Origin of the sequence: Agromyces humi (assembly GCF_009720255.1) — a bacterium.
Taxonomy (GTDB): Bacteria; Actinomycetota; Actinomycetes; order Actinomycetales; family Microbacteriaceae; genus Agromyces; species Agromyces humi.
Window position 1 is genome coordinate 1 of the sequence record NZ_WJSP02000078.1, and the last position, 12,591, is coordinate 12,591.

At 71.2% G+C, this 12,591-nt stretch carries 11 protein-coding genes; 6 read left to right on the forward strand and 5 right to left on the reverse strand.

Annotation, left to right across the window (positions count from 1 at the left end):
- Positions 1–181: hypothetical protein (locus tag GH736_RS24510; protein WP_203230700.1), on the forward strand; the 181-nt coding region annotated here is incomplete at its 5' end.
- On the opposite strand, the gene GH736_RS09060 is transcribed toward GH736_RS24510, so the two are convergent.
- Both GH736_RS09060 and GH736_RS09065 read right to left on the reverse strand, forming a co-directional pair.
- Positions 118–582: a pyridoxamine 5'-phosphate oxidase family protein gene (locus GH736_RS09060; protein WP_159602294.1), complete on the reverse strand. Its 465-nt coding sequence runs from the start codon at positions 580–582 to the stop codon at positions 118–120. The genes GH736_RS24510 and GH736_RS09060 overlap by 64 nt on opposite strands.
- Before the next feature lie 144 nt (positions 583–726).
- Positions 727–1,422 carry a M23 family metallopeptidase gene (locus tag GH736_RS09065; protein ID WP_159602296.1) on the reverse strand — a complete coding sequence of 232 codons (696 nt, stop codon included), beginning with the start codon at positions 1,420–1,422 and terminating at the stop codon, positions 727–729.
- A gap of 56 nt (positions 1,423–1,478) precedes the next feature.
- Here GH736_RS09065 and GH736_RS09070 point away from each other — a divergent pair, with 56 nt between their 5' ends.
- A complete protein-coding gene (locus GH736_RS09070; protein WP_159602298.1) occupies positions 1,479–2,594 on the forward strand; it encodes an epoxide hydrolase family protein in 1,116 nt (371 codons plus the stop codon).
- A gap of 86 nt (positions 2,595–2,680) precedes the next feature.
- Here GH736_RS09070 and GH736_RS09075 read toward each other — a convergent pair whose 3' ends face one another.
- Positions 2,681–3,334 (reverse strand): NADPH-dependent F420 reductase, encoded by a 654-nt coding sequence (locus tag GH736_RS09075; RefSeq protein ID WP_159602300.1) that lies wholly within the window; start codon positions 3,332–3,334, stop codon positions 2,681–2,683.
- A gap of 237 nt (positions 3,335–3,571) precedes the next feature.
- On the opposite strand from GH736_RS09075, the gene GH736_RS09080 reads away from it, so the two are divergent.
- The 3 genes from GH736_RS09080 to GH736_RS09090 all read left to right on the forward strand — a co-directional run bounded on the left by GH736_RS09080 (position 3,572) and on the right by GH736_RS09090 (position 6,744).
- The gene (locus GH736_RS09080; protein ID WP_159602302.1) at positions 3,572–4,942 is read left to right on the forward strand and encodes a hypothetical protein; all 1,371 of its coding nucleotides are present in this window, start codon (positions 3,572–3,574) and stop codon (positions 4,940–4,942) included.
- Positions 4,943–5,179: 237 nt separating this feature from the next.
- Positions 5,180–5,896 carry a hypothetical protein gene (locus tag GH736_RS09085; RefSeq protein WP_159602303.1) on the forward strand — a complete coding sequence of 239 codons (717 nt, stop codon included), beginning with the start codon at positions 5,180–5,182 and terminating at the stop codon, positions 5,894–5,896.
- A 26-nt stretch (positions 5,897–5,922) separates the two neighbouring features.
- Positions 5,923–6,744: an NAD-dependent epimerase/dehydratase family protein gene (locus GH736_RS09090; RefSeq protein WP_159602305.1), complete on the forward strand. Its 822-nt coding sequence runs from the start codon at positions 5,923–5,925 to the stop codon at positions 6,742–6,744.
- 21 nt (positions 6,745–6,765) lie between these two features.
- Here GH736_RS09090 and GH736_RS25595 read toward each other — a convergent pair whose 3' ends face one another.
- Both GH736_RS25595 and GH736_RS09100 read right to left on the reverse strand, forming a co-directional pair.
- On the reverse strand, positions 6,766–10,566 hold the full coding sequence (locus tag GH736_RS25595; protein ID WP_159602307.1) for a rhamnogalacturonan lyase family protein: 3,801 nt from the start codon (positions 10,564–10,566) through the stop codon (positions 6,766–6,768).
- A 185-nt stretch (positions 10,567–10,751) separates the two neighbouring features.
- A complete protein-coding gene (locus tag GH736_RS09100) occupies positions 10,752–11,315 on the reverse strand; it encodes a TetR/AcrR family transcriptional regulator (protein WP_159602309.1) in 564 nt (187 codons plus the stop codon).
- 106 nt (positions 11,316–11,421) lie between these two features.
- On the opposite strand from GH736_RS09100, the gene GH736_RS09105 reads away from it, so the two are divergent.
- The coding region (locus tag GH736_RS09105; RefSeq protein WP_159602311.1) for an FAD-dependent monooxygenase at positions 11,422–12,591 on the forward strand (1,170 nt) is incomplete at its 3' end.

Here is a 12,591-nt window from a genome sequence, read left to right on the forward strand (position 1 = left end):
CGACCGGGTCGAGGTCGTCCAGGTCAACGGGAAGGACGCGCTCCGTGTCGTCGACCTGAAGACCGGCAAGGAGAAGACCGCCTGGGACCGGAACCGGTACGGCGACGACCACGGCGATCAGATCCGCACCCGCTGCTCGTTCGGGTCGAGCACGAAGACCTCGGTCGCGCGCGCCACGTAGAGGCGATGCGGTGCGTCGCCCGTGACATCCGCTTCCACCCACTCCCGGATGCCGCGTGCCAGCGACTTCTCGCCGAACACGGCGAGCGCGGCCCCGAGGTCGGCGTCGTCGACCTGACCCGCGAGCGCCTGCACGTACACGGCTTCGGCCTCGCCGACGGGGGTCGTCGAGTCGAAGATCGCGAGGGCGACCTCGGGGCGCTCCTCGATGTTGTGCGAGTGCCTGCGGGTCATCCGTGACACCCAGATGAACTGCATCAGTCCGTCGGCCGCGAACCACACCGGTGTCGCCCACGGCGTGCCCTCCGCGTCGGCGGTGGCGAGGGTCAGGTAGTCGTTGGCCCCGACGACCCGCCGGGCGGCGGCCGCGGCCTGTTCTGGGTTCCACACCGAAACGTCCATGCCGCTCACGGTAGTCGCGGGGCGGGCGGGCGTCACGCGGACGTCGCGTGGAACCCGACGATCACGATCACCGACAAGTCGCGGTCTTCACGAACCTGCAGTGATCGGATGCCGCGAGGGCCGCTCGCGGCATCCGCATCACGCTCACTGCACCGACCGGATGCGCTCCCGGCGCCCGGGGATGCCGTTCGCCACCGGAACCCACGCGCCGTCGCGCTCGACCTCGTAGGCGCGGAACGCGCACGGGATGCCGCGAGCCGTCATGGCGTCGAGCGAGTCCATGAGCTGGAAGTGCAGGTGGGGCGACGTCGAGTTGCCGGTGTGGCCGACGCGTCCGAGCACGTCGCCGACGCGAACGCGCTGGCCCTCGGCGACCGCGACGGTGCCCGGCGCCAGGTGCACGAGGGCGGCGAAGACGCCGGCGACGTCGGCGTGCCGCAGGATCACGTGGTTGCCGAGGATCGACGGCAGCTTCTCGGGCGAGAACGTCGCGGCGTTCCTCAGCTGGTGCCAGAGCTCGCGCGCCGGGTGGATCCACTGCCGCTCGGACATGCCGTCGACCGCGCGCACGACCTCGGCGTCGAAGGGCGCGTGGATGGCCGCGCCCCACGCGTAGCTCTCCCGGGTCCGCCCGCCGAAGAGCTCGCCGCGCAGCGTGCTCGCCGGGTGGAAGTGCACGCCCCTGCGCCGGTCGACCCGCAGCAGGTCGTACGCGTATCGCTGCCCCAACAGGTCGGTGCCGTGGCTCGGGACCCGGTGGGCCGGGGTCGTGACGGCCATCCAGCCGTCGCCGCGCAGCGGGAAGTCGACGACGAACGGGTGCTCGAGCGTGTGCTCCATGGAGAGCGAGGGTAGCCGTCCGGGAGCATGTCGGCAGCCCGGAGTAGCTTCGGCGCATGGTCACCACGGTTCAGCCCTTCGAGGTCCGCGTCTCCGACGACGTGCTCGTCGACCTGCGCGAGCGCCTGGCGCGCACGAGGCTCCTGCCCGACTCGCCGCGCACTCCTGCGTCGGGCATGAGCGCCGCGTACCTGCGCGAGCTCGTCGACAGCTGGGTCCACTGGGACTGGCGGTCGCGCGAGGCCTGGCTCAACGGGCATCCGCAGTTCATCGCCGAGATCGACGACGTCGACCTGCATTTCGTCCACCTGAGGTCCTCGCAGCCGGATGCCCCCGCGTTGCTGGTCATGCACGGCTGGCCGCACACGTTCGCCCTGCAGCTCGACTTCGCCGACCTGCTGCCCGACTTCGACGTCGTCGTGGCGAGCCTGCCCGGGTTCGCCTTCTCATCCCCCTACGCCGACGGCCGCATGACCGAGCAGCGCCTCGCCGCCACCATGCACGCCCTCATGACCGACGTGCTGGGCTACGAGCGCTACGTCACCTACGGCGAAGACGTCACCGCGAACGTCAGCGACCTCATCGCGGCGCGCTACCCCGAGCAGGTGGCCGCCATCGTCGCGACGCACGCGCACTTCCCCACGGGCGACGAGCGCGAGACGCTGACGGATGCCGCTGAGCGCGCGTTCTTCGACGACCTCGCCGCCCGGCACAACACCGACGGCGCCTATGGGCACGTGCAGTCGACCCGGCCCGACCTGCTCGCCGTCGCGCTCAACGACTCGCCCGCCGGACTGCTCGCGTGGCTCGCCGAGAAGCTCGTCGGCTGGAGCGACACCCCGCCCGGCGATCCGTCGGCGGTCGAGCGGCGCATCTCGCGCGACCGCATCCTCACCGAGGCGATGATCTACTGGGTGACCCAGTCCATCGGGTCGTCGTTCCGCCCCTACTACGAGGGCGCCGACCAGCCCGACCCGATCCCGCCCACGTCGGTGCCGGCCGCCGTCTACATCCAGCGCCACGAAGGCGGGTATCCCGAGTCGATCGCCCGCCGCCACTACCTCGACCTTCGCGAGTTCGACCGCCTCGACGAGGGCGGGCACTTCGCGATCGGCGAGGTGCCCGCCGAGCTCGCGCAGCGCGTGCGGGCGTTCGTCGCCACGCTGCGCTGAGGCGCCCCCGCCACCGAATTCTCGAAGGGAATGTTCGTTCGGATCGGGGCGGCGACGCGAGCCGGCGGGCTTGCCGCCAGAGCTCGCTATGCCGCGGTGACGGCGCGCTCGGCTTGCGCGAGGTTCGCGACGAGCTCGTCGCGGGTCTGCGCGCCGGCCGAGTAGGCCGGCTGGTCGCGCTCGACGCGCCAGCTCTCGGCGAGCGGGCCGACGTTCACGGTGTCGAAGCCGAAACGGTCGTAGAGGTCGGTCACGAACTCCGCGGCATCCGCGAAGTCGCTCGCCGTGGCCAGCGCGCGACGGCCGGGCGTGCCTGCGGGCCTGCCGTCGGTCGTGATGTCGCGAGCGGTGATGTGGTTGAAGCCCTTGGCGACGCGGCTCTCGGGCAGGTGCTGCTGCAGCATTCCGCTGACCGTGTTGCGGCCCTCGTCGAGCTCGGCCACGTGGCCGTCGCGCTCCCAGTAGTAGTTGTTCGTGTCGATCACGATCTTGCCGGCGAGCGGCTGGACCGGGACCGCGTCGAAGGCCTTGAAGGGCACCGTCACGACCACGACGTCACCCGCCGCCGCGGCATCCGTCGCCGTCGCCGCACGGGCATTCGGGCCAAGCTCGGCGACGAGGTCGGCGAGTGTCTCGGGTCCGCGCGAGTTGGCGATGACCACCTCGTACCCGTTCGCGATGGCGGCCCGCGCGACCTGGCCGCCGATGTGTCCTGCTCCGATGATTCCGAGTGTCGTCATGCTCTGGGCCAACGGGAAGCGCGGCCGGGTTGTTCCCTCCTACCTGTTCGCCGCCGGGCTGTCCCCCAAAACGGGGTACATTCTCCGATTCGGGCCCCGTTCGTCCATACACTCGGATCCATCCCGATCCGCCCATCGCGCCGCATGGCACCGCACCCGCACCTGCACCCCGCACCCGCAGCCGCACGCGAGGACTCCCGCCGAACTCCCGCTCGGCCGTACCCCGAAGGACCCTGTATGAAACGCGCCATCTCCGCGCTCTCCGTCGCCGCGCTCGGCGCCGGCCTCGCCCTTGTGGGCACCGTCGCTCCGGCCGCGGCCGCCGACTCCACCTCCACGCCCGGCGTCGCGGCGAGCTGCATCTCGCTCGATGTGAACCTCACGGGCTACGCCACCGACCCGGGCGCCGCCGAGGTCACCGAGGAGCGCGTCGTCACGCCGGCCATCGCCGAGGTGAGCCACACCGACTACGTCTACACGAAGCACCTCGGCCTGGGCCCCGCCACGCACGTGTCGCACAAGTGGTCCGGCGCGGACCTGATCTACGACTGGACCTGGTACAAGTACTCGGGCCAGAGCCAGAAGCACGTGGAGGTCGAGGCACAGGCCGAGGTCACCGAGACCGTCGTGGTCACCCCCGCGGTGCCCGCGAACGCGACGCCGAACACCGTGACCGTCGAGGTCGGCGGCGAGGTCGTGCTGGCGACCACGACGTTCGGAACGGACTTCTCGCAGAGCTTCCCGCTCGACAAGCACACCGAGCAGCCGTACACCGTGACCGTCGCCTCGTTCGACGGCCAGGGCGGCGGCGTCTTCACTGGTACCTCGCCCGCGTGCGACCTCGGCGACTGGAACGCGAACGCGGTCATCACCCCGTCGTGCGGTTCGGCACTCGTCACCGTCACGAACGACGAACTGCTCGCCGACCGCATCAACGGCACGTACTCCGCCGTCGTCTACGTCGACGGCGATGCGGAGGAGTTCCTCGCGCCGCAGGAGGGCGAGACCCAGACGAAGACCCTCACGTTCGCCGAGGACTCCGGTTCGCACGTCATCGTCGTGCGCACCGGACCTGCGCACGGTGACGTCGAACTGGCCCGCGCGACCGTCTCGAGCGACTGCGTGGTGAATCCCGGCAACGGCGGCGAGGAACCGACCGACCCGACGGGCACCCTGACAGTGACGGGCAACCTGGTTCCCGGCGGCACGATCACGGTGACCGGCGCCGACTTCGCGCCGAACACCGAGCACGGCGTCGAGCTCCACTCCACGCCCGCCTCGCTCGGCAACGCCACGACGGATGCTGAGGGCGGGTTCCAGCTGACCACCACCATCCCTGCGGGCACTCCGACCGGCAGCCACGACATCGTCGTGGTGCTCGCCGGCACGGAGCTCACCCGCGTGGGCATCGTCATCAGCCCCGCAGCGGCCACCACGGCGCCGGCGGCGACGGGCACGACCGGCGCCTCCACGTCGTCGACGTCGGCGTCCGACGACCTCGCCGAGACCGGCGTCGACGGCTCGACGATCGTGCTGCTCGCACTCGCGCTGCTCGCCTTCGGCGGGCTCGCCGTCGGCACCACCCGCGTCGTGCGTTCGCGCGTCTGACGCGTCCAGCACCGCACACGCTCACAGCAGCACAGCACCAGGACGCGCACCACCGGAAGGGCCTCGCGGCGATCGCCGCGAGGCCCTTCCGCGTCAGGGTCCGGCTCCCTCGGACGGGGCCTTCCGCATGAGTGCTCCCGGGTGAGAGGCTCGTGCGAAGCGCGCCGCCCGTCAGCGCGCGAAGGCCCGTCACCGCATTCGCACGTCCACCCGCAGACCGCACCCGAAGGCACCCCGATGTCGGCACCGCAGCCCGAAGCGACCCGCGACCCCGGCGCGCCGGGAGCACCCACGCCGACACTGCCCCCGGCCGGGTCGCCGCCGGGCACCACCGCGCTCGCGTGGATCTCGCTCGTGCTCGGCATCTTCGCAATCCTCGGCTCCGTCAACCTCTTCCTCGCCGACCCGCTGACGATCATCGCCTGTGCGGTGCTGGCGGCGATCGGCCTCACCACGGCCATCGTCGCGGTCGTGCGCGTTCGGCGAAGTGGCCGGCCTGCGCCGGCGATCGGCGTCACGGGACTGGTGGTGTCCGCGATCGCACTCGTGCTCACGTTCTTCGGCGTGCTGCAGTTCGCGTTCCTCTTCGTCTTCGCCGAGCGTCTCGAGCCGCCCGAGCCGACGCACTCGAGCGCCGAGATCGCCGCCGAGCAGGCCGCCACCGAACGCGAGTACACCGCGGTGGCCGAGACGGCCGCCGACGCGCTCGAGTCCGTGCGCCTGCCCGACGGCAGCTATCCCATGCGGCTCGCCGTCACGACCGACCAGCAACAGCTCATCACGCCGGACGGCGAGGTGATCGCCGAACTGCCGTTCGACACGGACGTGGGGTACACGGTGTACATGGACGCCGCGAAGTACGAACTGCGGCTGTTCGGACCGAACGGCACGCGGGCGGTGGTCGACTCGGAAGACGGGATCACCGTCGAGCATGTGGAGTACGCCGACTGGTGAGCCCCACCGAGGAGAGGACCGCGACGTTGCCCGCACAGACCGAGACCATCGTCATCACCGGCGCCGCCGGACGCATCGGGCGTCAGGTGGTGCCGTTGCTCGGCCGGCCAGGGCGTGAGCTCCGCCTCCTCGATACGGCCCCGGCACCGAGCGGGATGGACCTTCCCGACGGGGCGAGCTGGCGCGACGTCGCCATCGAGGACGACGCCGGAATGCGCGAGGTGCTGGCCGGGGCATCCGCGCTCGTGCACCTCGCCGGACTCTCGTCCGAGCGGCCGTGGGCCGACCTCCTCCGCGTCAACATCGACGGCACGCAGCGCGTGCTCGAGGCCGCCCGCCACAGCGGGGTGCGCCGGGTGCTGCTCGCCAGCTCCATCCACGCCGTCGGATTCGCACCCGCGGCCGACGCGGCATCCGCTGCGCCCCTGCTTCCCCGCCCCGACACGTTCTACGGCGTGAGCAAGGCGGCGATGGAGGCGCTCGGCAGCCTCTACGCCGACCGCTTCGGCATGTCGATCGTGAGTGCGCGCATCTGCGCGTTCACGTCGGAGGCCGGCGATCGTCGCGGCGCCGCCCAGTGGCTCTCGCCCGGGGACATGGCGCGCCTGATCGAGGCGGCGGTCGTCCTCGACGACGGCCGGCACCACCTCGTGTGGGGCGTCTCGGACAACGCCGACGGATGGTTCTCGCTCGCGGCCGGCCATGCCATGGGCTACCGGCCCGAGGACGACTCACGCCAGGCACGCCGCCTCGCCGACGGCACCGCCCCTTCGCCGCTCGAGCCCTTCGGCCCGCTCGGAGGGGTGTTCACCGACGACGCGCATCCGGTGGGCGAAACCTGGGGGTGACGCCCACCGGATGCGGGACGGCTACTTCACCGTCACCTTCACGGGCTTCGATGCCGTCTCGCCGTTCGCGTTGGCGAACACCGCGACGAGCGTGTGCTCACCGGATGCCACACCCGAGAGCTTCACCGAAGCGCCCTGCGCCGACGGCGTGGCCGCGACGAGCGACCCAGATCCGACGACGACCCCGTCGAGCTCGAACCGGTAGGACGTCGCGTTCGTGCCCCACCACAGGTTCGCCGTGGCCGTGAAGGAGCTCGCCCCCTTGCGCTGGTCGGTGCTGACGACGGGCGTCCCAGGCGCGGCATCCGTCACCCTGACCGTCGTCGAGGTCGTCGCCGTCGCGCCCTTCGAGTTGATGAGCTCGGCCGTGTAGACGTAGGTCCCGTTCGGCTTGCCCTCGAACGAGACGCCCGTGGTCTGGCTCATGCCGGCGGTGCCGCCGAGCACCTTCGTGGCCACGAGCGCGCCGTTCTCGTAGAGGCGGAAGATGCTGCCCGGCGTGCCCCACCACAGGTTCATCACCACGTCGTAGGCGCCGTCGTGCAGGCCGTACTCCCAGCCGCTCGTGTTCGAGAGCGTGCCACGACCCGGGGCGGATGCCGCACCGTCGGCGGGCACGACGAGTATCGTGCTCGACGACTCCGTGACGAGCCCCGCGTGGTTGGTCGCCCGCACCGTGACGGTGCGCTCGCCCGCGAGCCCGATGAGGTCGACCGCCGCGTCGGGCGCGACGGCCTCGCCGTCGAACGTCACCTCGAGCGAGCGGATGCCGCTCTCGGGGTCGTCGGCGGTGACGGCCAGCTGCAGCGGGGCGTCCGCCACGACCGTGCCCGACGGGAGTCCGGCGACCACGGGCGCCGTCTCGTCGGCAGCCGGGGCGCCGACGTACGAGATCGACGCCGCCGGAGGCTCGGCCATGCCCTCGCCGATGAAGAACGACGGGTTCGGCGGCTGGTTGTACGCCGAGTTCTGCCCCGCCACACCGACGCGGTACTGCGCGTCGTGCATCAGCGTCGGGATGCGCGTGTCCGTGGCATCCGTCGTCGTGGAGATGCGGATGCCGCTGCCGTCGGCCAGTCGCACCGCGAGCTCCTCGCGCCAGTCGCCGAACAGGTCGGCCTGCACCACGGGGTTGCCCTTGGTGGTGTTGTTCGTGAGGGTGCCGTCGAGGCGCAGCAGCTCGACCTCCTTCTCGGCCGCCGGGTCCCACTTCGAGATCGTCGGCACGCCCGAGGCGTTCGCCTCGGAGTAGTCGTGGTCGGTGATCTCGCGCAGCAGGTCGCCGTCCCACCAGGTGACGAAGTTCGCGGCGGGGATGTCGGTCGACAGCACCTCGCCCGAGGCGGACTTCAGCGTGCCGACGGGCGAGTTCCACGCGGCGTCGCCGCCGATGTTCCACGCCTCGGCGCCCGGGTGGGCGGCATCGATGTCGGCGGCCACGCCGCGACCGGTGTCCTTCGTCGCCTTCGTCGACCAGAGCACGGTGCCCGTCTCGGCGTCGCGCATGGTCGCGCCGATGCCGCCGTTGCCCGAGACGTCCTCGTGCACGCCGAAGCTCTCGAGGCCGGGACGGTCGGTGACGAAGTCGCCGACGTGCAGCGCGTCACCGTGGAACAGCCGGGTGTTGTAGAGCGGCGTGCCGTCGTCGTCGATGGTCATCGCGCCGAAGACGATCTCGTCCAGGCCGTCGCGGTCGACGTCGGCGGGGATGAACTGGTGGTTGCCCTGCCCTTCGTACGTCTTACCCGCGACATCCGAGTCGAACGTCCAGCGCTGCACGAGCTCGCCGTCGACGAGGTCCCACGCGGCGATCACGGTACGCGTGTAGTAGCCGCGGCTCGTGATGAGCGAGGGGTGCTCGCCGTCGAGGTAGGCCACGCCCGCGAGGAACCGGTCGACGCGGTTGCCGTACGCATCGCCCCACGAGCCGACGTTGCCTCGGCCGGGGACGTAGTCGACCGTGTCGATCGCGGCGCCGGTCTGCCCGTCGAAGACGGTGAGGTACTCGGGTCCGCTCAGGATGTAGCCCGACGCGTTGCGGTAGTCCTTCGTCGCGTCGCCGATCACCGTTCCCACGCCGTCGACGGTTCCGTCGGCCGTCTTGAACGCGACCTCCGAGCGGCCGTCGGCATCGAAGTCGAACACCTCGAGCTGCGTGTAGTGGGCGCCGGCTCGGATGTTCACGCCGAGGTCGATGCGCCAGAGACTCGTGCCGTCGAACTCAACGGCCTCGGCGTACACCTTGCCGGTATAGCCCGACTGCGAGTTGTCCTTCGAGATCGACGGGTTCCAGAGGAACACGAGCTCGTACTCCCCGTCACCGTCGACGTCGCCGACCGTGCCGTCGCCCGGCCAGTAGGTGACCGTCTTGCCGTCGGGCAGCACCGCATCGGCCGGCTTGTTCAGCGGGATGTCGAGGAACTGGTCGCTCCACACGCCGAAGTCGTCGGCGACGGTGACCTCGCGGGCCGTGTCGCCCTCGCCCTGCAGCGCGGTGACGAGGTAGGTCGAGTCGGCGGTGCCGTCGGCGTCGACGTAGTTCGTCGTGTCGGTGATCGGCTCGTCGGTGATGCGCACGCCGTCGCGGTACACATTGAAGCCGAGGTCGCGGTCGTCGAGGCCCAGCAGCCGCCAGCCGAGGTAGACGCCGTCGTCGGTCTTCACGGCCACGGGCGCGCGGTCGAGGTACTCGACCTGGCGCACGAGCGTCGTCGCAACCTCGGTGGCGTACGACGCGGATGCCGCGGACGAGCCGCCCGCGTTCTGCGCGACGAGCTGGTAGAGGTAGGGCCGCGTCGTCAGCACGTCGGTGTCGGTGAACGTCGGCTCGGTGACGGTGGCCACCTGCTCGAACGGGATGTCGGCCCGGGTCGAGCGGAACACCTTCCACTGCACGGCGTCGCCGGCGTCGGTCCACGCCAGCGCGACCGAGTTGCGCTCGATCGCGGTGGTCGCGATGCCCGTGGGCACGGCCGGTGAGGGCACGCTCGCGTCGACGACGGCGATCGTGACGCGGTCGGACTGGCGCGACGTGCGGTCGCCCTTCAGCGTGGCCACGGCGTAGTCGTAGCTCTCGCCGAGCTCGACGTCGGCGTCCTCGAAGGCGGGTGCGGCCCCGTCGGCTGGCGCGGGGACCGTGCCGATCTCGACCAGCGTGCCGCCGGGCGCGGCACGGAACACGGCGTAGCCCGTGGCATCCGGAACCGGCTGCCAGCCGAGCGTGATCGTCTCGTTCGTCGCGTCGACGGCGGATGCCGCGAGCCCCGCGGGTGCGGCCAGCGGCGTCTGCACCCGGATGCCGTTGATGCGCCCGTCGCCACCGGTCACTCGGATGCTCAGCTGCCCATCGGCGACCTGGATCGCGGGGAAGTACGCCTCGTGCACGTTGCCGGTGGTGGTGCGCGGCCCGGAGTAGGCGGTGCCCTCGATGTCGAAGTTCGTGCCGTTGCTGGCGATGAGGTCACCGGCCCACGTCGTGACCTCGTAGGTGCCGTTCGGCACGTCGACCGCGAACGCCTGCGTGTTGCCGATCGTGAAGTCGCGCGCCATGAGGTCGTCGCCGCCTCGGTCGCGGAAGCCGTTCGAGGCAGGTGCGGTCGTGAACCCGTAGCCCGCAGCGGCGGAGTAGGCGGTGCCGGGGTGGACGCCGATCCAGCCGGCGGCGACTGGCGTCGCCGGACCGCCGAAGTCGAAGGCGAGGTCGACGTCGGTTTCGGCGGCCGCCGCCGGGGTGGCGGTCAGGGCGGCGCCAGCGACGAGCGCGGCGCCGGCGAGTGCGGCGATGATCGGCCGCGCGCGGGCAGGTCGGACGTGTGGACCCACGTGGATCTCCTTCGATCGTGTGCTGTGCTGGTCTGCAGCGTCCGTGCTCGCCGCGGGCGATCCGATCGAGACGATGCGGGAAAGCGCTTTCTCGATGAATCGTCTCAATCCTCGCCCGCGAGCACCGCGTGCGTCAAGCCCTGCGCGCGATCGAAGCGCGCGGCGGCTCGGCGCTCTCTGCCGTCCTACGCGTCGACCGCGTCGATCGGCGGCGGCAGGAGCCGAGTGAGCTGCGCCCCCGACGGCACAACCGACGGATCGATCAGCCACACCACGGCCAGGCCGTTCACGAGCGCGAAGTAGTACGCGGCGAGCGCCCGCCGGTCGTCGTCGCCGAGCCCGGGCAGCTCCTCGGCGAGCAGCTCGGCGATGCCGTCGACCGCGCCCGACTGCGCGGCCCGCAGCCGCTCGGCGACCACCGGGATCCGGTCGATCTGGGCGAGATTCTCCATGCTCGCCGCGAGCAGCTCGCGCTCGTCGCCGAACGCCGTCAGCGACGCATCCCAGATGCGCCCGAGCAGCTCGGCCTTCGGGGCGCCTCGCAGCGCGACATCCAGTGCATCGCCGATCTGGATGCCGGTGCCGAGCAGCGCCTCGGACATCAGGGCCTCCTTGCTGCCGAAGTGGTAGCCGATCGCCGCGAGGCTCACACCGGCGGCGCCCGCGATGTCGCGCGCCGTGGTGCGGGCATAGCCCTTCTCGATGATGCAGCGGCGTGCGCCGTCCAGCAGGTCCTCACGATTGCCCATGACCACATCCTACCGACGATTCAGACATTCGTATTAGACATTTGTCTCATACACTCGTACTATCGCTCTCAGTCGCAGATGCGGCGATCGGCTCGAGGAGGAAATCATGAAGGTGCTCATCTCCGGCGGCGGCATCGCCGGCCTGGCCGCGGCCCACGCGTTCGCCGACGGCGGCCACGACGTCACGGTCGTCGAACTCGCCCCCGGCCTGCGGCCGGGCGGGCAGCTCGTCGACCTGCGCGGCACCTCCCGCGAGGCGGCCGCGCGGCTGGGCCTGCTCGAGGCGATCACCGCCGCCCAACTCCCCCAGCGCGGCATGCGCTACGTCGACGACCGCGGCCGCACGCTCGCCGAGCTCGGCGTCGAGATGTTCGGCGGCCAGGGCCCGGTCGCCGACCTCGAGATCCTGCGCGGCGACCTCACTCGCGTGCTCTCCGAGATCGTCGCCGGCCGCGTCGACCTTCGATTCGGCGACTCGATCGCGTCGCTGACATCCGATCAGACCGGCGTCGACGTGGCGTTCGAGCACGGCAGCCCCGAGCGGTTCGACCTCGTGGTCGCCGCCGACGGCGTGCACTCGAAGGTGCGTCGCCTCGTGTGGGGGCCCGAGGCCGACTACGTGCGCTCGCTCGGCGGCGTGACCTCGTTCTTCGACGCGCCCGAGCCCGAACCCCTCGACGGCTGGTCGCTCATGGACATCCTGCCGGGGCGCCGCATGGTGATGATCCGGCCGGATGCCGCGCCCGGGCGCTCGAAGGCGATCGTCACCTGGTTCGGAGACCACGACCTGCCCGACCGCCGCGATGTCGACGCCCAGAAGCAGCTCGTGCGCTCGGCCCTCGCCGACGGCGTGTGGCACCTGCCGGCGCTCTCGGCGGCGCTCGACACCTCGTCGGAGTTCTACTTCGACGCGCTCGTGCAGGTGCACATGCCCGAGCTCTCGCGCGGCCGTGTCGTGCTGCTCGGCGACGCGGGCTACTGCACCTCGCCGCTCAGCGGCCAGGGCACCGCGCTCGCCCTCATCGGCGCGTACGTCCTCGCGAGCGAGCTCGGCCGTCCCCCCGACCGCCAGGTCGTCGAGGCGCCGGCACGGTCGCGCAGGTATGGATCACGGTACGGCTCGGAGCGCTGGTCGCCCGATGCGATCGGGAAGAAGGTCCACATCGAGTGGAACGCGACGAGGATCAACTCGATGACCCACTTGATGGGCCAGAGGATCAAGCCGATGAGATCAGGCATGTGCGGGGTCAGTCCTTTCGGGACAGTGCGGGGGTCG

What these genes read in the sequence shown, in the direction of transcription:
- GH736_RS09060 (WP_159602294.1), bottom strand. Translation starts at nt 582, where the DNA reads ATGGACGTTTCGGTGTGGAACCCAGAACAGGCCGCGGCCGCCGCCCGG.
- GH736_RS09065 (WP_159602296.1), bottom strand. Translation starts at nt 1,422, where the DNA reads ATGGAGCACACGCTCGAGCACCCGTTCGTCGTCGACTTCCCGCTGCGC.
- GH736_RS09070 (WP_159602298.1), top strand. Translation starts at nt 1,479, where the DNA reads ATGGTCACCACGGTTCAGCCCTTCGAGGTCCGCGTCTCCGACGACGTG.
- GH736_RS09075 (WP_159602300.1), bottom strand. Translation starts at nt 3,334, where the DNA reads ATGACGACACTCGGAATCATCGGAGCAGGACACATCGGCGGCCAGGTC.
- GH736_RS09080 (WP_159602302.1), top strand. Translation starts at nt 3,572, where the DNA reads ATGAAACGCGCCATCTCCGCGCTCTCCGTCGCCGCGCTCGGCGCCGGC.
- GH736_RS09085 (WP_159602303.1), top strand. Translation starts at nt 5,180, where the DNA reads ATGTCGGCACCGCAGCCCGAAGCGACCCGCGACCCCGGCGCGCCGGGA.
- GH736_RS09100 (WP_159602309.1), bottom strand. Translation starts at nt 11,315, where the DNA reads ATGGGCAATCGTGAGGACCTGCTGGACGGCGCACGCCGCTGCATCATC.